28 protein-coding genes and 1 pseudogene are annotated in these 24,103 nt (G+C 39.8%); 3 read left to right on the plus strand and 26 right to left on the minus strand.

Annotated features, from left to right (window positions below):
* Positions 1-8: 8 nt before the first annotated feature.
* The 5 genes from HMPREF1536_RS22525 to HMPREF1536_RS22545 form a co-directional block, all read right to left on the minus strand.
* Positions 9-278, minus strand: coding sequence for a DUF4248 domain-containing protein (locus HMPREF1536_RS22525; RefSeq protein WP_044192438.1), 270 nt, complete (start codon positions 276-278; stop codon positions 9-11).
* On the minus strand, positions 275-1,429 hold the full coding sequence (locus HMPREF1536_RS22530; RefSeq protein ID WP_028728167.1) for a DNA primase: 1,155 nt from the start codon (positions 1,427-1,429) through the stop codon (positions 275-277). Before HMPREF1536_RS22530 ends, HMPREF1536_RS22525 begins: the two co-directional genes overlap by 4 nt.
* Positions 1,426-2,808, minus strand: a complete 1,383-nt coding sequence (locus HMPREF1536_RS22535; protein ID WP_081693341.1) for a replicative DNA helicase — start codon at positions 2,806-2,808, stop codon at positions 1,426-1,428. Before HMPREF1536_RS22535 ends, HMPREF1536_RS22530 begins: the two co-directional genes overlap by 4 nt.
* A complete protein-coding gene (locus tag HMPREF1536_RS22540; RefSeq protein WP_044192442.1) occupies positions 2,808-3,311 on the minus strand; it encodes a hypothetical protein in 504 nt (167 codons plus the stop codon). Before HMPREF1536_RS22540 ends, HMPREF1536_RS22535 begins: the two co-directional genes overlap by 1 nt.
* Positions 3,312-3,615: 304 nt before the next feature.
* Positions 3,616-4,068: a hypothetical protein gene (locus HMPREF1536_RS22545; protein WP_028728170.1), complete on the minus strand. Its 453-nt coding sequence runs from the start codon at positions 4,066-4,068 to the stop codon at positions 3,616-3,618.
* 350 nt (positions 4,069-4,418) lie between these two features.
* Between HMPREF1536_RS22545 and HMPREF1536_RS22550 the strand changes: the two genes are divergently transcribed.
* From HMPREF1536_RS22550 to HMPREF1536_RS22560, 3 genes are read left to right on the plus strand one after another with little or no spacing between them, the layout of a single operon-like run.
* Entirely contained in the window at positions 4,419-4,865 is a 447-nt protein-coding gene (locus tag HMPREF1536_RS22550) for an HU family DNA-binding protein (RefSeq protein WP_028728171.1), read from the plus strand.
* A gap of 4 nt (positions 4,866-4,869) precedes the next feature.
* The gene (locus tag HMPREF1536_RS22555) at positions 4,870-5,331 is read left to right on the plus strand and encodes a glucosaminidase domain-containing protein (RefSeq protein WP_028728172.1); all 462 of its coding nucleotides are present in this window, start codon (positions 4,870-4,872) and stop codon (positions 5,329-5,331) included.
* 12 nt (positions 5,332-5,343) lie between these two features.
* Complete coding sequence (locus tag HMPREF1536_RS22560) at positions 5,344-5,652, plus strand: hypothetical protein (protein WP_028728173.1); 309 nt, start codon at positions 5,344-5,346, stop codon at positions 5,650-5,652.
* A 102-nt stretch (positions 5,653-5,754) separates the two neighbouring features.
* Here HMPREF1536_RS22560 and HMPREF1536_RS26765 read toward each other — a convergent pair whose 3' ends face one another.
* The 21 genes and pseudogenes from HMPREF1536_RS26765 to HMPREF1536_RS22660 form a co-directional block, all read right to left on the minus strand.
* The gene (locus tag HMPREF1536_RS26765) at positions 5,755-6,543 is read right to left on the minus strand and encodes a hypothetical protein (RefSeq protein ID WP_052349849.1); all 789 of its coding nucleotides are present in this window, start codon (positions 6,541-6,543) and stop codon (positions 5,755-5,757) included.
* Positions 6,533-7,651 carry an AAA family ATPase gene (locus HMPREF1536_RS22570; protein ID WP_028728174.1) on the minus strand — a complete coding sequence of 373 codons (1,119 nt, stop codon included), beginning with the start codon at positions 7,649-7,651 and terminating at the stop codon, positions 6,533-6,535. The genes HMPREF1536_RS26765 and HMPREF1536_RS22570 overlap by 11 nt, the downstream gene beginning before the upstream one ends.
* A gap of 197 nt (positions 7,652-7,848) precedes the next feature.
* Positions 7,849-7,998 (minus strand): annotated as a pseudogene (locus HMPREF1536_RS27275) (WbuC family cupin fold metalloprotein); the annotation flags it as partial.
* 85 nt (positions 7,999-8,083) lie between these two features.
* Complete coding sequence (locus HMPREF1536_RS22575; protein ID WP_028728175.1) at positions 8,084-8,341, minus strand: hypothetical protein; 258 nt, start codon at positions 8,339-8,341, stop codon at positions 8,084-8,086.
* Between the two features lie 43 nt (positions 8,342-8,384).
* Positions 8,385-8,564 (minus strand): DUF6016 domain-containing protein, encoded by a 180-nt coding sequence (locus tag HMPREF1536_RS27280; RefSeq protein WP_233426431.1) that lies wholly within the window; start codon positions 8,562-8,564, stop codon positions 8,385-8,387.
* A 17-nt stretch (positions 8,565-8,581) separates the two neighbouring features.
* On the minus strand, positions 8,582-9,259 hold the full coding sequence (locus HMPREF1536_RS22585) for a PIG-L deacetylase family protein (protein WP_028728176.1): 678 nt from the start codon (positions 9,257-9,259) through the stop codon (positions 8,582-8,584).
* A gap of 188 nt (positions 9,260-9,447) precedes the next feature.
* A complete protein-coding gene (locus HMPREF1536_RS22590) occupies positions 9,448-10,071 on the minus strand; it encodes a sugar transferase (protein WP_028728177.1) in 624 nt (207 codons plus the stop codon).
* On the minus strand, positions 10,071-11,036 hold the full coding sequence (locus HMPREF1536_RS22595) for a hypothetical protein (protein WP_028728178.1): 966 nt from the start codon (positions 11,034-11,036) through the stop codon (positions 10,071-10,073). The genes HMPREF1536_RS22590 and HMPREF1536_RS22595 overlap by 1 nt, the downstream gene beginning before the upstream one ends.
* 6 nt (positions 11,037-11,042) lie before the next feature.
* A complete protein-coding gene (locus HMPREF1536_RS22600; protein WP_028728179.1) occupies positions 11,043-11,972 on the minus strand; it encodes an endonuclease/exonuclease/phosphatase family protein in 930 nt (309 codons plus the stop codon).
* A gap of 140 nt (positions 11,973-12,112) precedes the next feature.
* Positions 12,113-13,249 (minus strand): glycosyltransferase, encoded by a 1,137-nt coding sequence (locus HMPREF1536_RS22605; protein ID WP_052349850.1) that lies wholly within the window; start codon positions 13,247-13,249, stop codon positions 12,113-12,115.
* A 4-nt stretch (positions 13,250-13,253) separates the two neighbouring features.
* Entirely contained in the window at positions 13,254-14,399 is a 1,146-nt protein-coding gene (locus HMPREF1536_RS22610) for an ATP-binding protein (RefSeq protein WP_028728180.1), read from the minus strand.
* 8 nt (positions 14,400-14,407) lie between these two features.
* A complete protein-coding gene (locus tag HMPREF1536_RS22615; protein ID WP_028728181.1) occupies positions 14,408-15,463 on the minus strand; it encodes a glycosyltransferase family 2 protein in 1,056 nt (351 codons plus the stop codon).
* 1 nt (position 15,464) lies between these two features.
* Entirely contained in the window at positions 15,465-16,595 is a 1,131-nt protein-coding gene (locus HMPREF1536_RS22620) for a Coenzyme F420 hydrogenase/dehydrogenase, beta subunit C-terminal domain (RefSeq protein WP_052349851.1), read from the minus strand.
* The gene (locus tag HMPREF1536_RS22625; RefSeq protein ID WP_028728182.1) at positions 16,592-17,701 is read right to left on the minus strand and encodes a polysaccharide pyruvyl transferase family protein; all 1,110 of its coding nucleotides are present in this window, start codon (positions 17,699-17,701) and stop codon (positions 16,592-16,594) included. Before HMPREF1536_RS22625 ends, HMPREF1536_RS22620 begins: the two co-directional genes overlap by 4 nt.
* A gap of 1 nt (position 17,702) precedes the next feature.
* Positions 17,703-18,650 carry a glycosyltransferase family 2 protein gene (locus HMPREF1536_RS22630; protein WP_052349852.1) on the minus strand — a complete coding sequence of 316 codons (948 nt, stop codon included), beginning with the start codon at positions 18,648-18,650 and terminating at the stop codon, positions 17,703-17,705.
* A 4-nt stretch (positions 18,651-18,654) separates the two neighbouring features.
* Positions 18,655-19,851, minus strand: a complete 1,197-nt coding sequence (locus tag HMPREF1536_RS22635; protein WP_028728183.1) for a glycosyltransferase — start codon at positions 19,849-19,851, stop codon at positions 18,655-18,657.
* Between the two features lie 5 nt (positions 19,852-19,856).
* Complete coding sequence (locus tag HMPREF1536_RS22640; protein WP_157395720.1) at positions 19,857-20,861, minus strand: EpsG family protein; 1,005 nt, start codon at positions 20,859-20,861, stop codon at positions 19,857-19,859.
* Between the two features lie 85 nt (positions 20,862-20,946).
* Complete coding sequence (locus HMPREF1536_RS22645; protein WP_044192445.1) at positions 20,947-22,005, minus strand: polysaccharide pyruvyl transferase family protein; 1,059 nt, start codon at positions 22,003-22,005, stop codon at positions 20,947-20,949.
* Entirely contained in the window at positions 22,002-23,120 is a 1,119-nt protein-coding gene (locus tag HMPREF1536_RS22650) for a Coenzyme F420 hydrogenase/dehydrogenase, beta subunit C-terminal domain (RefSeq protein WP_028728185.1), read from the minus strand. The genes HMPREF1536_RS22645 and HMPREF1536_RS22650 overlap by 4 nt, the downstream gene beginning before the upstream one ends.
* A gap of 3 nt (positions 23,121-23,123) precedes the next feature.
* Positions 23,124-23,720 carry an acyltransferase family protein gene (locus tag HMPREF1536_RS28470; RefSeq protein ID WP_081693343.1) on the minus strand — a complete coding sequence of 199 codons (597 nt, stop codon included), beginning with the start codon at positions 23,718-23,720 and terminating at the stop codon, positions 23,124-23,126.
* A complete protein-coding gene (locus HMPREF1536_RS22660; protein ID WP_028728187.1) occupies positions 23,642-24,097 on the minus strand; it encodes an acyltransferase family protein in 456 nt (151 codons plus the stop codon). Before HMPREF1536_RS22660 ends, HMPREF1536_RS28470 begins: the two co-directional genes overlap by 79 nt.
* Between the last annotated feature and the right edge of the window lie 6 nt (positions 24,098-24,103).

A 24,103-nucleotide genomic window follows, 5' to 3' on the forward strand; every position in this document is an offset into this window, starting at 1 on the left:
ACATTCTTTTAAGGTTCTCCCAGCACCTCCACAATACACCCTACCTGGCGTGGTGTAAGAATACGTTGCGTACGGTTCCAGCCTGTCTTTGTCAAGCAACGGATCAAACCGCCATTCGCCATCACCCAGGCTTTCAACCGGCGCGAAGCAGCCGCGGGAGTAAGTGTCGGACTATACAACACGCCTAGTTCCATCCAGGTAAAACTGCGGTTCTTCCACTTTCTTTCCTCTTCTTCTTCCACAGACTTTATCTTGCCTTTTTCATCTTCCCGTTTCATACCCACCTCCAGTCCATAGTGGCCGGACGTTTCTGCCTCCGCGACAGACCGGCCAGGTGAGCAATCCCGATATTCAGGCGACGAAGTGCCTGCATCCTATCCGTTGTATCCGTAATGCCGGACAACGTCTGTATCCCTGTCCGGATACGTTCCAATAACAAAGCCTCTTCCGAAGGAGAGTCCTGTACAAGCTTTTTCCGGAGATAACCGGTAAACCGGTCTTTTCCCCAAAGCCGGAACAACGAGTCGGGATCCTCTCCCTCCGGTAATTCTACCCCGTAAGCCCGTATGCCCTGCATCCTAAGAAGATAAACGGCCTTTTCCGAAGCTTTTCTTCCGGCAGTATCTGCATCCAGCATCACCAGCACCCGTGATGTATATTTCTTCAGCAACGCAATATGACCGTCGCATAAAGCTGTACCGCAAAGCGCCACTGTATTCCTGAATCCCGCTGCATGCATCGCCAGCACGTCTTTGTAGCCTTCTACCAGTATGGCATATTGTTTTTCCCTGATCACCTTACGGGCGATATGCAATCCGTAAAGGATCTCATTCTTACGATAAAGTTCACTGGTCGGCGAATTGATATATTTAGGAGAGCCTGAGGTCTCCGTCAGTCGACGCGCCCCAAATCCTACCAGTATACCTTCTTCATCCCGTATCGGGAATACCAGCCGGTTACGCATCGCTTTCCATTCCCCGACAACCATAGCCGGTGAAGTTCCTACCCCAAAATCAAGCCAGGTCGGAGTCAGATCCGAGTCTCCGGAAGCGGCTGGGAGGAGAGACGAAAAAAACAGAAGGTTTCGTTTCTCTGTTTCACATACCCGCTTTGTCAATTTGACTTCGGGTTTAACCTCAGATTTAATTTTCAATTTTCCATTTTCAATTTTTAATTTCTTCATCGCTTCCCCGAACGACAGCCCTTCTATCTTCTGTAAAAAATGGATCACATCCCCTTTCTCCCCGCATGCAAAACAGGTAAAATATTGCTTCTCCGGATTAACGGACAAAGAAGGATGGTGATCTTCATGGAACGGACAAAGCCCCAGCAGGCTTTTGCCTTTCCGTGTCAGCTGCACATACCGTCCGATGACCTCTTCGATCTGCGGAGCCGACTGTTTTATATTGTTTATTTCTTGATGTGTCATGATGTTGCAGTATTACGATAGTCCGTGATTTTTGTATACGAAGGATTATAACGGAACCGTGCAATGCCGGTCGCCCCGTTTCTGTTCTTCACAATATAGAGTTTACCTACTCCTACCAGGCTTTCACCCGTCCGCTCATCTTTCGTAATGCCATGCTTCTCGGGACGGTAAACAAATACGACACAATCCGCCACCTGCTCGATCGTACCCGAATCCCTCAGGTCGCTCATCACCGGGATATGTGCCCTGTCGGCACGTGTATCACAGGCCCGGTTCATCTGCGAAACAAGCAGTACCGGACAATTGGCCTCCAAGGCCAGCTGTTTTAGGGCTACCACATTACGCCCCACAACCTGATCCTGCGTTTCATTCTTCTGGCGGACAGACGACAACAGGTGCAAATAATCGATTACCACCAGATCACACTCCCCTTGTTTGCTTTTCAGCATCACTTTGGCACGTATATCGCTGACGGTGTTACAAGGCGTATAATCCATATAAAGAGGAAGATGTTCCAGTTTGCGGCTTGCTTCTTTCAATTGCTCCAGTTCCTTATCGGTCAGTCCGCTGATCCGCAAATGATCCGGATCCACGTCCGTCATACCGGCCAGGATACGGTTCAGCATCTGCAAATCCGACATTTCGAGACTGAACAAACAGACATGTTTCCCTTCCTTCGCTGCATTGACGGCTATATGTAGTGCCACTGCAGTCTTCCCGTCACTCGGACGACCACCCAGAATGAGGATTTCGCCCCTGTGCAAACCACCCGTTACATAGTCAAGCTCCTCTATCCCGGTCAATAAACGGGTCACATCCTCCGATGCCTCGGCACGCCTATTATGCCATTGTAAAGCTTCCTCCGCCAATTCTCCTACCGTACGCATCACTTTTCCCCCGACAGTGTCGCGCCGAAGCTCCTGCAACGACTGTTCCGCTTCCGCAATCAGCTTGTCGGGATCGGCATCGAATTTCCCGGAACTAAAATTCAAAGTCACGAACAACTGCATCAGACAGCGTAATTTATATTGCCGTTTAACCTCTTCGGCATAACGTATTACATTCTCCGCATTGCGCACATTCAGCATAGCCGGAAGCAGGAACGACAATCCGTTCAGTTCCTTCCAGTGGGCTTCATCCAGCCGGCGCATTCCGGTTTCGACCGTCACCATATCCGGCTGCACACCATGATCGTACAAATCCATGATCACACCGAAGACAAATCCCAGCGATTTATCCGAAAACATCTCCTTACGTAACATCGTGGAAACCTGCATCGGAGCATCCAATGAAGTCATCAGGCAACAAACCAGCGTACTTTCCAGTTCGGCAATGGTCATACCTGCCATTTCCGTATTATTCGTTTTATCCGCATCCATCAGGCATACCCCCTTTCCTCCGGATTCATATCCTGCATGTTTCGACCTCCCATTGTACGTTCAACGTCGGCCATCCTGCGTCCGGCTTCTCCGGCCGAAGCATCCTGCCCACCGTTCATTTCCGGTTCGTGCCCGGAGAAAAGATCATAATTACAAATCCCGATACGGGTACCTCCCTTTACTGCGTTCAACACGATCAGTTTTTCCATTTCAAGTATCTTCAGGTAATAACCTACCGAACCGAGACTGATAGCCGTGAAACGGGCCAGTTCCAAATAAGTACCCACATATTCTCCCCTACGGCAAACATGTTTGTTTTTTCCCAGCATCACTATTCCATCACGAAAGAAACTCAATGTGATCAGTGCCATATATATACGGGCCAACTGACACTTTTTTTTCTCCGGATGCAAAGACAGGTTTAATAACTTGCGCGGCATTTTGATAAACGCTTTTCCCAGGAAATCTGTTACCTGGCTACTGTTTTGAAGATCTTTGTTCATAACCGTAAATATTAATATCTGTTAGTATTTACGTTGTTATACGATTTCTATTTGCAGAAATCATTGAGTTATCTCGCTTCTTCCCTACACTCTATTTGCTTTCTATTCGACCGGAAACGGTTCCTCTTTAATATAGTAAGAAGTATTTCTTTTTATAAGAAATTTATAAATACAAGATTTTTCCATTTTTTCGGAAAATAAGACCGTATATCAACGACTAAAACAAAGATAGACAGTAGGTTTCGTATATAAAAAACTGTTTTTCGCGTATATTTCACAATCTAACAAGCGATATATCAGCTTGTTAATTACTTAAAATTCCTTCTCTCCTGGCAGGTTCCAGCTTTATCTCCATTTTGATTCCGTCATGGATATGCTGATAATCCTCATGGGCCGCTTTCAGCAGGTTGCAAATATAGGTCTGCTCGTAGCCTGTATTGAACACCAGATTGATAAATCCGGCTAATTCTTCATACGAACACTCTTCAAACATACCATATCGAAACATTCCCGACATATACTCGATAAACAATTTCGGCTCCACTATCCGGATTCGCTCCAGATTAGCCGGCCCGGCATCATATCCGCAATGGTGCAATATCTTCTCCCTGTAATTAGTAAAAAACGATTTAGCCAAAGCGTTCCATGTTTTCCTTTTTCTTATCTCCGGATCCCCTAACAACAAAGCCAGTAATAAAATATAATGGCTGTTATTCTTCACTCTTTCAATCGATTCTTCCAGGGAAGGATACGACAAATATTTCCCCGTTATTTCACGAACGGTCTTTTTAAAAAAACGATTATTCTTTGTACAATTTGCTTGTTTATATTATTAATCATATTCATTCTCCAATTAGGCATCCATATAGCCTGCGAGATTGTGAAATGATATACCCTTTATATGCAAAACATACATGTTTCGCGTTTAAAACATATATGTTTTAACGTTGAAACACCCGTGTTCTGAAGCCAATTAATTAACTGTCGTTATCTGCTCCTATCCCACTGTTACTGCACCTATCTGTCTGTGGGTTTTCAGGCCACCGTACCTTTGTAATGTTATCGATAACCAACAATTTTCAATTATTAATTTTTAAATTCCAAACTATGCCATTAAAGTACAGACTTGTAAAACGTAAGGACATGAGCAAGGGGGCTGCCGAAGGAACCGAGCTCTACTTTGCCCAGACCAGTATTACCAAAAAAGTAGATCTCAACCGTATCTGCGCCCGTATCAGCAAATACAGCACAGCCAGCCGCGGTGATATTCTACTGGTTTTAGACGGTTTTATCACCGTCATGAATGAATCCCTTGCCGATGGCGAATCGATCCATTTGGGCGATTTCGGCAGCTTCCGTATGGTAGCCGGTAGTAAAGGGGCTGCTACTGAAGAAGAGTTTAAGACCTCTTTGTTCAACCGTGCTCATATCGTTTTCTATCCGGGAACGATGTTAATGAACCTTGTTCGCGATGCCAGTTTTGAAAAATGGGCCATTCCTGGTTCAGTTACCACCCCCTCGGAAGGTGAAGACGACCGTCCGGTAATCGAATAATATCATGACAAAGCAGAATTACATCAAACAGTACCTGCCTCTCGCCCAAAAGGCGGGAGAGCGGTTCGGAATGAATCCGATCATCATCCTGGCTCAATCGGCTATTGAAACGGGTTGGGGCGAAAGCTCGCTGGCCAAGGAGTATAATAACTTTTTCGGTATCACCGCCTACGGCCGTCCTAATCCTTTCTGGGATGGTGGGCGGACAGACTTGTCTGCCACAGGAGGCCGACCGGCTCTTTGGTTCCGCCGGTATCTCACAGCCGAAGATAGTTTTCTCGATTTCGCCCGTCTGATCCACTCGGCCTATCCCGTGGCTGCCACGCTCACCTTCTGTCCTTCAGCTTACGCCAAGGAGATCGCGTACAGCAAATACATCAGCGAAGTGAATGGCGACAACCGTGCCGCTTATCAGCGTATGCTGGTATCGATTTGCAAGTCGATAGAACGGTTATTACCTAATTAATAAATTATTATCATGAATGTCCTTGAAACAATTCTCAACTTCCTCACCCAGCTTGCCCGGATCATCTTTCCCCGCAAGCGAAAGCCGGCAGCCGGTGACTGCCCCTGTCCTCATCCTCTGCCTGCTCCTCCTGAGCCTCCTCTCCCTCCTGATGCGGGAGACGGAAGTGACCCTGACCTGCATCGGGGCGATACTCTCGCTCTCGCCCAGGGAGACTGGGGAAGCCGGAAAAACCGGGAAGCCGACTGGCTCGGAATGTCCGGATATAGCTTGATGCTGATGGGCGGGGTCGGGTGTTTGTATAAATGGTTTATTGCGTAAGCGATCCTTCCCTTTCGAGGGAAACAGGGGGTGTGTCAGGGATGCACTCCCTGTCTATTTCATAAGAGCCTGTTTAAATTTTGCTCAAATCTGTTTGAAAAATCATGTTAACCTGCGGATAATTTCTTTACATCCAAAATAATCAAACACGAAAAGAGGAAATGCACTCAACACCGCAACTTTGGGACACGGTTGTCCGATATATTTTTCTATTTGTTTCTCAAAGATCACAAATTGTGACACCAACTCTTCCGGTAAAGAATAAGAATCATTGACCACATAATTCATCTTAAAAAGATGCGCCTTTATAAGGGTATTCCAACACTCTGAATTATATTGATGAATATTCGACATTTTAGGACATTCATTACCTACCCGCGTTTTATAATGAGGTTCACTCAAACAGGTAGCCACCTCCTTACAATCTTCTTGATTAGGGCAATTCCTTCCTTTACATTTTACACACAAGTCCCTAAAACTGTCATGATCCTTAAAATGCCTGATGGCCTCCACCATTGGATAGCTAATATAGAGTTTACCTTGTTCTGTCTCGTTATCAAAGTAAGTCAACATTTCTTTTATCTTTTCATCGCCTGGTTTCCCTTTGTTAGCTGTTGCATGACCATCATAATCAAAGAATAAATGAATTTCCGAAAAATCATCTCTATTATAATCTTCAAGCACCTTGGCATTCTGTTCATTCAATGCTTTAATATAGCTAAACATATCCAAATATTCATCTGTAACAAAAGTAGCATATAGCTGATAAATATCTGCAGCAAAAGCGCACTTGATTATTTTTTCATCCTTAAAAACGGACTTTTCCAGACTTTCAGCAATCACCTTCTCAGCCCTTTCTCCTTCAAAGACAAACAAAATATTAGTCGACATTGAATGCTCCTGCTTTATACATTTTCTCAATATTGTGTGCTTCCCTCAATTCTTTATCTGTGCTATTCGACAAAGATTTGATTTTCTTCTTATTCATCAAGAAATAGCAATCCGGACGTAATAAGTCGTTAGAAAGGATAGACGTATTATGAGTAGTCAAAATAAACTGAACCCCTATTTCTTTCAATGTTTCCACTATCATCTTAGATAGATCATGATGATAAAAAGCATCAAATTCATCTATGAATAAAAAAGACACCTCATTTTTTCGTATTCGCTGATACCAACAGTAAAAAAGAGTAAGTGCACTTGTTCCTGTTGACATAATCTCAGTCATCAACAACTTCTTCCCATTAAAATCAAATGCCAAATCTTTTCTATCCAATGATTCTACTACAGAAAGCTTGCAACTAATATTTGCCTTATTTAGAAAAAACTCAAAATCCTCAACATTCCCCCATTCGATAATATCTTCCGTCAACGATCTCTTTCCGGTATCCTGTAATCCCATATAGGTCCGATCTTCCAACGAACGAAAAAACAACATATGTTCTACAAAGGAGAAAAAGGCTTTAAATATATTGTTTTGTTCATTTTCCTCCAGTACTGTGTTGTTTTTAATATACTTCAAAACAGATAATTGAGGATCATTAATCATAGTTTTCAGACTTTCTGCACCTTTCAGCCAAACAGAGAAGTTAGTATTCCCGTTTGTCCTATCAAATGACACCAGGACTGTATCATCTATTGCAAACTCCTCATAAACCAAAACCTTATAATCACTCTTTTTATAAATATACTTTACAACCTTATTATCAATAAGAAATTCGTAATAAAAATCAACCGTAGGCGAGGTACTATAAGCATTTACATAATTTCTATATCTACGCTCTTCTCTTCTTTGATCAGTCAGATGTTCAATAATATCAAAAATAGCTAATCCCAGATTTGATTTCCCCATGCCGTTATGCCCATAAATAAGCGCAGCATTCACTATTCCATTTTTCACACATTGTGAATTAAATGAATAACCATTCGTTTCCGAAAGATCAAATTCAAAATCATTTTGGAAACATTTAAAATTAGAAACTCTAAATTTCCTAAGCATAGATATTATTTCGTTAAGTTCACAACAAATATATAAGAAAGAACAACTACTGTAATTTTTTTACGGCAGTTTTTATTCTTTTTTATATAATCATGATATAAAGATTTGCTCACACCGTTCACATAACAAGGGTTATTTTTATATACCGGCTAAATGCATCGGTTTCCATAACCTGAGCCTCCTCTCCCTTCTGATGAGGGAAGTATAGTCCCCGGCTCCAATGCATTCAGCAAACGCTGAGCCTTAGCATCCAAAGATTCATGGAAGTTATGGTTCATACGCAAGCGGGGGGATTCCTGGGCTTGCTTCGTTACTTCGTTTAATAAAGTTGAATTAATTAGTTGCATGACTTTTGTTTCAATATTTCCTCCAAACCATTTTATTAACGACTCCGGTATAGCTTTGTATCAGCTTGACAGAACAGCATCCCAATTACTTCCATCCAAATTTCCGGTCAATAGAATCAAAAACTTCAGATGTAGTATAGAATGGTCCTCCGTTTTTTATGGCTTCCATTGTATGTGCTGCTATCTTTTCCAACAAATCTTTAAGCATCGCACACTCACTTTTCTCTGTATCATATACAACTACCAAAGATTTGGTAAACCGATGTAACTCTTGAAGTTTATACTCCCGCAAAGTCATTACATCTTTGGATCTGTCAACCTGCCATGTGTCAGATTTTATCATAACTTACTTTTTCTTCAAAAGATAGAAATACTCATCAGTTAGTCTACGCCATATATGCACCATCTTTAGCTTCAAAGATGGTGCTTGGCTCTTTTACATCCACGCTATGCCACACACCCAACGAGCTCTGCACCCCATATTTGCCTTCGCACGGACAAAGGGTCACGCGAGAAACCTCTACAAATTTCCAGACTACAACAAAGTGTTTTTCCATATTCAACAGTTCATTATGATTGCAACTCAATAAAGTCGCAATACCACCTCGAAGCTTTCCGCATATTCGCAACCCCACTGTCCGCCACGTATAGCTGCAAGACCAGTGATATATTCTGCTGAGCGAGGATGAGGATAAGAACGCATCACGCCACGGTACATGGAGAGCGCCTTTATCTTAGCATCCACTCCTTCCTTACCAACCTCCACATAGCAGTTAGGATTAAACGTCACCATCGCATTGTTGATTTTCCACTCTGTACACGAAGGAACCTCCATGTACCAGAACTCCTTGACACGCTTCACCTCGGGTCTGCGTTGGAACAATCGGATAGCCTCCTGACACGCCATCGAGGTTTGCAGATGGTCATTGTTCGTATCTGCAGGGTGATGGGTGATGATAACATCCGGCTCACTCTTCCTTATGGCACTCTCTATGAATTGTACCAATTTCAGATGCGACACTGTATTCATCTCTATATTAGGGAACGTTCCCTCATAGATACGATTCACGCCCAAAAATTTATTTGAGGCATTCGTATCATCCTCCAACTCATTATCCTCTGGACGGAAAGCACGCGCCTTCGCCTCTGTACACATGATACATACATCAACCACATCACCTTGATGTGACCATTTCCACATTGACGCACCAGCACCAAGAGTCTCATCATCAGGATGAGCCACTACGAGTAAGTATTTCATTTTGATTTATCTATATTGTTTATTACTTAAGTGTATCAAGTACTTTTTGTGGTGTAAGCATATCTAGCTAACCAGTGTTCTACCAGCATACCTTAGTACCTCTATCCTCAACTCTATATGCCCATGAAGCCAACTTGTTTATTGGTGATTGAAACATCTCAACACTTCATTGTGAAATTTGAAGTTCGCTATTCACGATTCTTATCAACAATCTGATCATCTGTCATCTTAGGAGCGCGTATGCGATCGTCAGGTCGCTGGAAACCAAGTACAATTTGTATAGTCTTGTAGAAAACCATCCAATCTAATTTCAAGCTCCAATTACGTACATAGAACAAATCGAACTCTGCCATCTGTCGGCGGTTTTCCGATTCACCCTCATGTACAGCCTCCCAACCTGTGATTCCTGGGCGCATAGACTGACGTTCTATCTGTTCTTCCTCTGTCATTACTAACATTTCCTTGGCGAGAATTGGGCGAGGACCAATAAACGACATCTCTCCTTTCAGAATGTTCCAAATCTGAAAAAGTTCGTCTATATTGGTCTTACGTACAATCTTTCCCCATTTTTTCAAACGAACCTCATCTGGAAGTAATTCTCCATTCTCGTCACGCTCGTTAGTCATAGAGCGAAGTTTAAATAGAGTAAATAGTTTATTCTTGTAGCCCACACGCTCCTGCTTGAAAATTGGAGAAAACTCAGGTGAGACTATCTTTACAAAGATAATGCCACACATCAAAATCAACGATGCTGGGATGAACAATACCAATGCCAATATCAAATCAAAAAGTCTTTTTATACATTTTCCCATTATTGTTTTATTACATTTACTAAATAGTCCATTTCTTTCTTGCCATAACGTTGATCAATTGTTATTGGAATCATATATCGACTGATCCAATACTCAAAACTATCCTCTGGTTGCTCATCACAAATATAGCTCCACCAATGTCCTTGAAAATGCTTTGCTGCAAAGAGATGATTGATAAGGTTGTCATCTTCCACCACTAATGGATAAACCATCGGGATGGTTTCCTCATCCATATACATTGTTGGATTAATTCTGTTGATATCCCCAAGCAACTGATGGACATAGGCAAAATTTTCCTTACGCTTTTGGCGATTAAATTCATAATTCTCTGCACTCATCAACATTCGAGTTAATTTCGACATCTTCATGCAGTCCTCTGCGTCAATGCGATGTTCATTCAGACTACGAGCCTCATAGCCCTTGCCCTCACAACCATACTCAATGCGTTTCAGCAGGAAAACGGCTGTATCAGAACTGTAACATTGTGGATATTCTTCCACATATTTATGCGCATCCTTACCTACAACGTATGTTCCATCAGGAGCACCCACAAACTTACGACACGAGTAAACCATTAAAGCACTCTCTACCGGACGACAGAAGAAAGCCTGTGCACAATCAATGATAACATGTTTGTAAGGCTTTGTCAACTCTGCCATACGTCCACTTGACATGATACCATAGTAGTTTACAAGAAGAACTGCATCATCGTCCATCGCTTCAATATCCAGTGGATTCCAGTCCTGATCCTGATGGTAGAAGCATATTACCACACCTTTCTTCTCCAGTGTCTCTCGGATGGAGTCACACTGATAGACTGGAATCCAAATACGCTTACATCCCGTCACACGAAACGCATGCCATATACCCATTCTCCCCGTGTTCAATCGGGCAATATCTGTTTCTTGATTATAGAACTCACGACCTTTCGGTAACTGGAGTTCAAGAAATGAACCTACTTCCATTTGTGTTTATTTTTCAAATATAAATTCCGCCACAAGGGCATCATGATCACTTAATCCTTCTGCATCTATCTTCTTGATTGAATTAAGTTTTAATCCTTTCAATCCTTGTCTGTACAATATATGGTCAATTCGATAAGGTACGGGACTATGAATTGTGGCACCATAACCTGAGCCTCCCTTCCACCAAGCATTCTTGTAACCTGAAGTTCCAAGAATACGAAGTGCTGGCGACCCTGCCACATCGTTCATATCGCCCATGATGAAAGTTGGAGTATTGAAGTCCACTCGATTTGCAATGAAACCACATTCTTCTTCCCTTAATCGAGAAGAAAAATCTACATTTTGCAGATACAACAAAAGACTCGAAAATCCATGAATCTGTTCTGCGCGTAGATTTTCTTTTCCGCCAGAATAGTTATTGCTGGAAAGGTGACAACCATAAAGTGCTATTTTCTGTCCCTCAATATCCACATAACACTCGATGATAGACGACAGAGGGTCAATTTCTTTACCAATCCATTCACTCTTACTCAATGGATATTTGCTATAAAAATAATGGCTATCATTACATACCATATGCGTTGTGAATGGATATACAGGTTTCAGCAAAGTGTCAAGCGTGTCACAACATTGATAGAAATCTTCAGCAATAAACACCACATCAGCACTCTCTTGCCGAATTTTCTGGCTGATTTTATTGATGTTGTCCAATACCATAGGTGAAGAGCCATCAATATTCCAAGTCATAACTTTCAGAATGTCATTACCTTCTCTTTGAACAGACAGATTAAACGCAACCACTTCATATCTACAGTTCAGCAACAAAACCACTATCACTAAGACTATAGACAACCACCACAAACGCTTGAAAAATAACAGAATTATAGAAGCTATCAGCAACACAACCAATAGCCAGGGGATAAAAAGTTGGCACATACTTTCTTATTTAAGCAAAACTCTTCGATGCAGGAACGAGCTAAACACAATCATGTTCCAAATCGAAGTGCCAACACATTCCGTTTTTATCGTTCTGTATTTATTGAATAGTTTGAATATTATTCCCTGTGTGCTTGTCACTATTGTTTTACTCCACGTAAATAAATACTCTTTAATTCTTCCGTAACAGCCTCAAGTGAGAACGCCTTCACAATATTCTTATTCTTCTTTCCCATTGCTTCTCGCTTTTGACCATCATCCATCAGAGAGGAAAGTTTCTGGCTGAGAGAGTCAACATCTGTGGGCATAAACAAATATCCATTATCCCCTTCCTTAATGATATCTACATTTCCGCGAATTTCCGAACAGATTATAGGTAACCCACAAGCCATGGCCTCCAACGCGCTCACTGGCATACCCTCATGAAATGAAGGGAAGACAAAGATATCGGCAGCATTCAGAATATCAGGAATGTCCAAACGATAACCAGCTAACACCACATTGTTCTTCAACCCAAGGTTGGCGGCTTCTGAAAGTAAATGGTCTTTGTTGGGTCCAATACCACAAACCACATACTTGAAATCCTTACGACCAATTTTTGCCAAAGCACGGATCACTGTTATATGATTTTTATTGTCATCCAATTCACCAATAGAAACCACAAACTTATCGTTCTTCCTCAAACAAAGCTCTTTGCGCACCTCTTCTTGCGAGCGTACAGGACTCTGCATACGCACCACATTCAGACCGATGCCATGAACGTAGGTGGCAGTACGCTTGTTCCAGCGTTCCAGATTGTTTACTTCCTCCATATTCATGCCTAAGTTCATGTCCATGCCCGAACATATCCATCGTTCCAAAGGTTTATAAACCAACTGACTTTTCAAACTGCTACCTTTCCAGAAAGACATTCCATGAGGGGTATAAAAGAACCGGCTCTTGCCTTTGACACTATGTGCAAACTTCAGTAACAAGCCTCCTGTTTCTGTGTGTGTATGTACAATGTCATACTGCTCTCGTTTAAGAAGTTCTTTTAGTTGTGGCAAGCACTTCAGACTTCCAGTCAAACTATGGCGAGCAAAAGGGATAGAGTGTGTCTTTATACCATTAGCAACACACCATCCTTCATACTTTTGATTATGAATCTCTGGGCCTTCTCCATTTTCGAAGTTTGCACACAATTCCACATCATAACCTAATGCCAATAATGCATCTATATTTGCTTTATTAAAACGCCTATGAACAGACCCCATAGGCGCTAACATCAAAGCCTTCATCTTATTATTTGAAATTCTCCCAATTCTTAATCACCTCATCCCAAGGACCACGGTCTTCCTTATCATAGATGTACACACACTTGGCGTCTTTAAAGTCACGAAGCCACTCTGCGATAGAGCACATTCCACCTTCCACACGTTTTCCGTAGTCAATCACCTCACTCATTGAGGTAAATGGATCAAACTCTTTACGGTCTGCAGAATCGATATATCCATTCTCCATTCCCTTAATCCATAGGTAAGGTAATGGCATACCAGCGAACTTGCAGGTCGGATTCCAAGCAGAAGCACGGAAGTTTATTTCCATGAAGTAGTAGGTACCGTCTTTGTCAATCAAGAATTCCACTTCAAATACACCTTCAAAACCTATTTCCTCGAACATTGCCTGAAGTTTCTTTTCCATCTCCTTGTCCTCAAACATCTTCACATCATGATAAGGACTATAATACCCTTGGATGAGATACTTCCACTTCATTTCTGTGATAATCTGCATCTCCTTCCCTTTATTGATGGCGTAACCCTCCAAAGCCATTTCATTCTGCTTATCCACAAAATGCTGAATCATTATTAAAGGGCTTTCAATCTTAATGATAGCCTCTTTCAGTTCTTTCTCATCTTGACAGATATAGACATCACCCTTCCATGAACCAGAGTTAGGTGAAATGTCTTTGGTGATAATAGGATACCACAGATTTTCTGGAAACTCATCCTCCTTGCTGATGACATAGGAATCCAACACATCGAAGCCATGCTTCTTTGCAAGTTGCTGAATATTATATTTGTCCATAAATTCGTTTATACGACCAGCACGACCAGCGTTGTAGGTGATGAACTTGTCTTTCCATTCATCATAATGAAGGTCGAAATAACCTACCGATTTATCATCCGAAAAGACAATGTATGGTTTCTTGCCCGTTTCTGCTGCCAGATGACCATATTTCTCCATCAGAAGTTTAAAACCATCCTCAACAGTATCCACACGATACAGTTTTGAGATGTACTTACTCTTCGTTGCCACCTCGTAACGACGCATCACGGAGATATATACTGGATTCACGCCATTCTCACCCAGTGCGCGAATCATATTCAATGGGTTGTAATGCTCCAGTGCAAATACAATACACAAGTGGCCGTTGTATTGATTATTCATATATTTGATTATTTTTTATGCGTTCTTAAATATTCTATTAGTTTGAGCATTGAAAACAGTAAAAAAGTATGTTTGTGTTTGGCTAAAAGAAAAAAAACCTTCCACGCAAATGGCATCAAAGATGTATCTAATTTAGAGAGTGCGACTTCATAACGCTTACATTGAAGCATTTCCTTGATGAGCCTAGATCCTTCTATTAAACTATCATTAGAATGAGTTTGATTAATACCAGCCCCAAGAATACTAAGAGCTATTCTATTCTCAAGAGCTTTAGTATATTCTTCTCCCTTATTGTGCTTTACAATATATTCCTCCATATAGTCATACATTCTTTGCCACCTTTCAAACAAATGGGGATTGTACTTGGTAGTAAGCGACCCCTCGTTTATGCGAAGGTAATGGTAAAACGGTCTATCTATATAAACGAATCTATTGCAGTTTTCATAAAGTAGTATCTGATACCAACAATCTTCTGTACCAATAATCTTTGTATCAACAAAACGAATGTCCTTGAACTTCGAGGTTTTAAACAATTGCATACAAGCAGATACTATAAGATCACCGTCTTGAGGTCGAACCAATTCCTTACCTATCAATCCAAACAGTCTTCGGTGAATGTATGCTTTAATTTCGGGTTCATCCCATACAATTTTATCTTGATTAAACACATGATTGATAATGCTATGGTTTCCAAACTCCTTGGTATATGAAAACATCAAACAATCTGCATCCGAGACAACTATTTCATCATAACAGACTTTACAAGTTTCTTCATCCAGCCAGTCGTCACTATCCACAAACATATAATATTCTCCTATTATATGCTTCAACCCTTCGTTTCTTGCGCTTGACAGTCCTCCGTTCACTTTGTGAACAACGCGGATTCGACTATCCATTCTTGCATAATCGTCACAAATTGCAGGACATCCGTCAGGACTCCCATCATCAACAAGAATAATCTCAATATCGTGAAATGTTTGATTTATTAGAGATTTGACACATCTGTCTAAATATTTTTCAACATTATAAACAGGGACAATGATACTAATTAGGGGATTATCCATATCATATCTTACTAAGAATACACTGTACTATAGGTAAAAAAGGTGCCTTGATTCGTCTTTTCCACAGACATCGCTTCAAAGCACTTTGAATGCCAACCTTTCCATATACAGAATGAAATTTTTCTGCATTCGGAGCAATTGACGGCCTACTCAGATTATGATTTCCATCAATAGCTTCCTCTAAAGAACGCTCAACTGCCTCATACTTGTCTGCACAAGCGTCCACCAACAACTGTCCCTTGACATTATTAACAAACACCACAGACACATGACCATGAGGATTATGATTGAATGGTTCTTTCTTGCCAAGCCCCCAAAAGTCGCCAATTGTCAAATCACCAACACGTTTAGGTGAAGAATACCGACAAGTGAAGCAGGAATCGCGAAAACAGAGATTGTCATTGAAAGCCATGTAGTACAAATCCTTACATTCATTTTTATGGTAGACGCTACTACCTGACGATTTTATCGTCAGGTAGTAGCCTTTCGCTTCGCGAAAGGCTACTACAGAGACATCTTCTCGCTTAATACCTAACGACTCTATATACTCAAATAGGACTTGTTGCGATGGTACACCATGACAAATTAAATCTATGGTGTACAAATTATCATCAATTTTCCCTATATAGTTTTTTAAACCAGCTACCTGACAAGGAAGTCCAATAAAAAGCACAGATTTTTCTTCCTTCAAATCTTTCTTAATCGACTTGAATGTCTCGTTAATATGACTATGTACATATTTGCTTCCTTTCAACTTATAAGCATCCGCTTTATGGTCAATCCGAATATGTTCTATCACACCATAAGGAAGCGAGGCACACCCATATACAATTCCACTATTTTCCAACATATAGTTGGTAAAGCATGCTGCCGCTCCACCTGATGTACTACTATGATGCTCTTCATCGTCTTTCATCCAAAATGCCAAGGTCTTAGTTGGCTTCGATAATTCAATGGGGTTGTTTACTGGACAAATCTTAACACATTTGTTACATTCTATACACTTATCAGTTACCACAGGAAACAAATGCCCTACTTTTTCTGGTAACATTTGAATTGCGCCAACAGGACAAGCATTAGCACAAGCAAAACAGCCTGAACATTCGTCTAAGTCGCATACTTTATCTATCATACCTCTAAACTTTTCCTTAAAAACTCTATACTGGCCTTACGTGCAATGTTTATTCGCTTGTTTACGCTCTCAAAATCAGCAGAATAGGCTTGTTTACATTTCTCATTTACTGTAGTATACGTTATCTCTCGTACTTCAAGACCTGTTCTCTTCAATAATGTACTTATACGTGCATCGCTCATACCATCAATAGCAAAGAATGGTACATTTAGTAATATAGAGAAAACAGTACCATGGAATGATGAAACTACAACGAGTTTAGCATCACGTATCAAAGTCAAAAAATCAAGAGGTCCAGCATCATACCTTTTAATAAATGGGTTAAACACGTCATACTGATTTGAAAAGTTAGAAGTCACTACTGGCAAACCCGTAATCTTGGATATTTTCTTTACAATAGCCATTCGTTTTGGATCAGCAAACAATGTGTAGAAGAATATGTAATCCCCTTTCACTATTCGCTTCTCATCCTTTACCAGACTCAACCATTCTTCTTTTTTCAAAAGCAAAGTTGGATCAAGAACAATTTGAGGTTCCATCCCTATCAGTTGCTTTACATTATCGGCAGTTCCTTGTTCTCGTACGCTTATGGCATCAAAATCTTTCAAAGCGTCTGAAATACGATGCTTTGCTTCTGCGTCTCCCTTTGATGCTAACTGCCCAAAACTTGGAGCATATGATATTTTACGGCCCTCGTGCACAAAGGTAAGATAGTAAGACCAGTCGAAGTCTGCTGGAACAGGATTCCATATTTGGTCACTACCTGCTATATATAAGTCATAATCCAAATCAGCATTCTTCAAATCCTTCTCAGAAGCATATTCCTTTGTAACAATAAGTTTATTGTTAATAAACTCTTCAAACTTATCATACGCTTTTTTTAGCGGAAAATAATATAAAAGATGTGATAGGTTCTTGAATACATATTTTAAGCCCTTACGTTTTGTAAAAACCGTATATAGGTCTTTTTGCCGTTCTGTACGAAGGTTTATTATTTCATTTTCATAACCTAATTTTAATATGGCTTGCTGCAACGCGTATGCTTGAAGATTAGAACCATAATTATGAGCGGCATGGAAAGTTATTGTTGCTGTTTTTTTTGCCATACTAACTACGTTCTCCCTTGATTTTTAGTAATCCATTATAAACAAATCTCAAAATCATCTTTATTTTCCCCTTTATATAATAAGGGAATGCGATTTTTTTCATTTTAAAAATGCTATAACCATTGTTTTCCAACACTTTTGTAGACTCTTCTATTCCTGGTTTATTCCCCCCTTTTACAAATAGTTTATAATACAATTCATACAAGGTGTTCTTATCACTAATGCTAACAGATTCTTTTATTATGCCAAAATGCTTAACTGCCAGTTTTCTGCGATCTATGTCAAACACATCAGAAATAGTATTTGTCTGTTGGCCTCTGTGAATACGTGTCACGACAAGTAAATCTCTTTGGCATACAATAGTATATTTATTATACATAAGTATACGAAGCCACATATCTAAATCTTGAAGATATCTCATTGACTCATCAAATGTTCCAACTTTCTCAAAAATATGTCTTGGAATCAAAAAGCCAAGACCATTAAGGGCATAGTCATGTATAAAAGCATTAAAGACCTCTATATTATTCAATCGTCCCTCCAATGTCTTAACATGATGAGGTATCGGTTTTCTATTCTCATCTACAAGAGAACCTGAGCACAAGATAATGTCATTTTCATCTTGTATCAACGCAACTTGCTTTTCTATCTTGGTCGGTTCATACAAATCATCGTGAGAAAGCCAAGAGAAATACTCACCCTTCATTTCCTTGATACCTGTATTCAGAGCTGAAGATACGCCCCCATTTTTTTGATAGATATATCGAATCTTGTCACCATAAGACAATACCACACGCTCTGTGGCTCCATCGTCTGGAGATCCATCATTTACTACAACAATCTCAATATTCTTATATGTTTGAGCTAAGGTACTATCAATTGCCTCGGCCAAATATTTCGCCCCCTTATAGACCGGGATTACTATTGAAACCAATGGATTCTTATTCATATTGTTACTTTTCTATTTGCTTATACAATTGTCTATATTTTTCAGCCATACGATTAGCAGTAAACCTTTTGTGTATTAAATATGTATCTACATCGAGCTTTTCGGCGAGCATATCATTTGCAGCTTTATCCAAAGCATCAACATTGCCATACTCTACAAACTTTGCAAAATTTCCGACAAACACGCTTTCTGGTCCTCCAGCCCTAAACCCCACAATGGGAGTACCGCAAGCCAAACTCTCTGCACAAACCATGGAGAAAGTCTCACGTTTGCTGGTCAAAAGAGTAAGAGACGCTATATTATAATACCAAGAGAGTTCCTCTTTGTTTTGAGTATGGCTGATGGTTGTCACATTTTCTGGAAGTTCTCCATTTCCGTTATAGCCAACAATAACAAAGTGCCATTCAGGATTTCGCTTTGCAAGCTCTATAACATACTTGCCTCCTTTTAAAGGATGCAAGAAACTTGGCGTTACATGAAGAATAATAGGTTTTGAATTATCAATGCGGTTCTTTAATGGGTTATCCTGTAAAGCTACCGGATGGAAAGATACCAAGTTCAATCCATTCCCTATAGTATCGAACCTTGCATGAGTATGCTTGAAGATTGCTGATAGTCTGGCTCTATTCGTCAGCCAATCTGATACACTTACCACCGTCAGATTATTGAAGCCATTGAAAGCTTTCTGCATCTTGTGATAAGCGTGTTTTGCATCATCTCGAAAATGGTGTGTCAATCTGCCTTTAATTCTATCACAATTATGACATCCATTCACCCACTTCATGCAATCGTAGGCATGTTCACATCCTGCGGTATGCATTATCTCAGCGTGCAATGTCAGAACTGTAGGGATGTCTTTGCTCTTTAGATATTTAATAAGATCATATACATTGATAAAGTGTCCATTTAGGCAATGTAGATGAATAATTTCTGGCTTAAATTTCTCTATTGCCTTAATTGCTTTTCTCGTAGCTAAAGGAGAATAGGAAAAATCTAAACCAGTCATTCGTGACAATACTGCATGAATCTTGGCTTCAAACTCTGATGAGATTTTTATCACATTATGAGTGATGTTTTTTCCTTGCCTACCATATAAGATTAAGACCTCATCTCCATTGGAAGTACAAAAATTGGAAATATCTTCTACTATTTTTCCTGTACTTCCTATTGCGTATACGCAATTTATTTGAAGGATTCTCATAACTATTACAACACCGAATGATATTCAGGCAGATTGCTGCCTGTCAAGAAGAACAAATAATATAGACATACAACGGTAAAACTGAAATATATGAATTTGCGATAATTACCTGAATATTCTTTGAATGCACGCGGTAGCAATACCATCGCAAACATAGAAAAGTAAAATGAGATACGAGCCATCTCTGCCATCATTTCAGAAAGAGATTGAAAAACAAGACCCAAAAGTAACATATTAAAGAAAAAATTATTCTGAGTATCTCGCCTAATAAGATTATCCTTCACAGAGAAGCATACGAGGAAAAGTATAATTTGCATAATCCAAGCACTAAAATTCTGACTACTCTCATAAACGGTTCCATAAGTTGCAAATCTATCTTCAAAAAACAACTTTGAAAGCAAAACAATTTGATCAATTTGAACATATTTTCCAATAAAGAAAAGTCCGAATACCAAGAGTAAATACCACCATCGGACTTTCAAAAAGACTAATGGAATAGCAAGTAAGAATAAAACAGACGAGTTATGAATCAGATAAGCCAATCCAATAAGAATCGCAAAACAATAAATTGCTTTACCCCTTATGACTGACTTTATATCTTTCATACTATATTCTCTCAAATATTTTGCTCCAGCGAAGAACACCAATGAGAGGGCTGCTGTTTGACGTATGCCGGCAACATAGAATGCGAACAAACCTAACAGAAAGAATACGAGTATTGCGATCATGTAGTCCGTACTATTCTGCAACTCAGCTTTGAATACCTTGTACAATGAGCATACAGGAAACAATGCCCAAACCAAAAGAAAACAAGTATAATTGGTTGACAATAATGAAGGTATCCATGAAATAATCACATATAATGGTTCTTTCGTGGTAAATGCTAGTTTCCACATTTCAGAAAAAGACATATGAGAAAATCTTATAAAATCATCAGTATAGCTTAATGTATCAGTACCAACTGATACATCACGCAAACCAATGATAGCCAAAAGAAGAATCATTATCATGAAGAGATAATATACACTATCCTTGCGAGATTTCGTTGCCAACGTGCCCAAAATTAGTACAAAGAAAAATATTATGTAAACCATCTTATTTTAATATCTCAACTATAGATTTAGTCCTTTCTATTATATCATTATCAATCATAGTCCAATCTGTTGTTTTGTCCAACAGCGCAATAATTTGAGAAGCATGTTCTTTATACACAATATGATTTAACATTTCTATATTATATAGCAAAGTATAGAGTCGGTCGTTCATACCCACATTGCCTTCTTTTTCTGTGACAACTACAAAAGGCTTGTGAAGTTTCAAACACATCACTACACAATGGAATGAATCGGTAACAACAAACTCTGCATGTTTGATTTTCGAGAGCCAACCTTGCATTGTATAATCGTCATCTTCATTATTCCAAAGAATACACTTTCCTTTCAGTACGTTGCTGATCAATAGTTTTCTGTCTGCAATATGGCGGATAAAAAAGCTGTAAATGTATGATTCAGATTCGGAAGTTTTACATCCGTTAGCAAGTTGGTGGTAAAATTGTGGCTCCATCAACAGTGTCGGGTCAGGAACGACTATAGCATCGCCTCTACCTATGGACTTCACGATTTCGACACCTGTCTTCTCACGCACTGTTATCACATCAAAGTCCTTAATAAACTTTGCTGCCACACCACGAGCTATATCGGGATATTCCACACAACCAAAACTCAAAGCATATCCAATGCGTTTGCCATCAAAAGGAAATCCAAGAAAATATGCAGGTGATACCACCCCACAGCCTTCTCCTGACATCAAAAAGGAGGGGTTACATACCTGATCGCTTCCCGAAATGATAGCATCAAATTGTAATGCAAGTAAAGCTATATCTTTACAGTTATATACTCGCTCTGTTTGATTAAGATGTTCACAACGAAATTCGCGCAAAACAGATTCTTTCTTACGGTTATTAAAATATTCTCCCAAATTTAAAAACTTACGGAATCGTAAAAAGGTATAAAGATTATCGTCATACTGACGAGGCTTATAATTGATAACCTTCACATCATGCCCCATAGCTTCAAGATAGCTCTGTAATGCATAGCATTGTAGCACTGCCCCATAATTGGTTGCCCAATGAAATGTCAATATTCCTATTTTCATCGAAATAATCTCTTTATGACTCGTTTTAAGATATTCTGTTTCTTTCTTTTTAACGATAGAAGGGCTTTGATGCCTTGACATTTGTAACCACTCCAGAACTGCTGACGTTCCACAGGTTCGCTGGTACTTTTGAATATGCAAGAATTGTAATCGATGGAATTTTGATAATCAACTTGTTCCATTTGAATGTTGAACTGCTTGATAAATGCTTTGCCCTTTTGTGTGTTGTCACAGATAAAGCTGGTACCTTTGTTGTCATCCATCTTCGGAACGATATGTTCAATACCCCAGTAGTCGGCAAGAGTTATATCAGCTCTGCTTTTGCCTGCTTTGGCTGGGCAAGAGAAACATGATGGGCGAAGGGTGAGGTTGCGAACAAACGCCATCAGATATTTATTATCTCCAGCTCGTTCTGTGAATATCACCTTGTTTGCAGTATTCTTAATTGTGAACGAGTAACCTCTCCAACCTGTTGACTTATCTTTATGTAAGATAGAACCGATGTTCATCAAGTTTAATGATTCTAGATATTCTCGCCAAATTTTAGGGCTTGGTACACCATGACAGACAACCTCAATGGTAAGTAGGTTGTTATATTCCTTACGCAAATAATGATTCAAACCCGAAATTTGGCAAGGTGTTCCAGAAAACAGAACCTTACGATCTTCTTTCAAAAATGATTCAGTTTGCTTGAATGTTTCTCCTATTTGACTCTGAACGTATTTTGAACCTCTAAATGCAGCAAGACCTTGTTTTGTTTCGACACAAGCGTGAAACACTTGCCAGTTATTATCGAAACATGCTCCGAACACAACTCCGCCCTCAGCTATCACCTTCTCTGCAATGGCTGTAAAAATGCCACCACTACTACTTTGCTTACGTATTTCTTCGTCAGTATTCTTTGCGGCATAGCATGATAATGATTCCTGAGACTCCTCCTGATTGAGGCAAGGACATATTTTTTCACAGAGATGACAGTCAATACACTTGTCAAAATCAACCAATGGATAAAGAAATCCTTCCTCGTCCTCATGCATTGATATGCATTGCATGGGACACTTTTGTACACAGGCGTTACACCCACAACAATTATGTTTGTCGAGTATTTGAATCATGTATTAAAATCCTATAATCTTCAGATATTTTTTAGGTAATACTTTTCTTGCCAGATAGATGATCAGCATTGTTATAACTACAACGATTGCCCATCTTATTATCCAAACAGGTATCGAAACGAAATAGAATACCAGTATTATCACGAAGCAATGAATCAAGTAGATCGGGAAAGAATAATTCCCCATTACTATTAATACTTTATTTACGATGTTGCCTGATTTGTATTGCATTTCTATTCGTTTGGAGAAGAGCAAAAGTATCATTAGGAAAGAGAACACAAATGAAGATGGCTTTATACCATATCCTCCACCTGTAGCCTCATGTCTGAACTTCGTCTCTATTACCATCAGCACGAAACTAATTATTACACCAATGAGTATCCACCTTATATTATAATCTCGGCTGCTTCTTGAAATATATACTCCTAACCAGAAGAATATTAACCATACAATTACAGGACCGGCAAACACTATTAAAGGGAGTTTTGTAATACTCGTGTAAGAAACCACAGTGACACATATCATTGATATACAAAGAACTCCCCCCCTATTACAGGATTTAGCATTTTCTTTTGTATTACTGGGAGTAATAAATAACATTGAACGATTAATGCTATAAAATAATATATACTATAACCGCAAAAAAATAACAACAAGACATTCTCTAGTATCGATTGTCCTTCAAGTATTGCCAAGGCAAAATAGGGAATAGACCAGAATAGAACAGGAATATAAACCTTTGGTATCTGTTTCTTCCAAAACACAAAGACTTGTCTTTTATCTTCAAAAACCATCCTGCCGATAAAGAAGCCAGAGATAGCTAAAAACATAGGTACTGCCATATTGAAAATCTCGCGCATGCTTATAGCGCAGATGGATAACCAGCTTTCAAACTCACAAGCGTAGAATGTATGGATAGCAACAACCATCATGATGGCTATTCCACGAAGAGCATCAAAATATAAGTTTCTCTGCATACACCT

It is taken from the genome of Parabacteroides gordonii MS-1 = DSM 23371 (genome assembly GCF_000969825.1).
GTDB lineage: Bacteria > Bacteroidota > Bacteroidia > Bacteroidales > Tannerellaceae > Parabacteroides > Parabacteroides gordonii.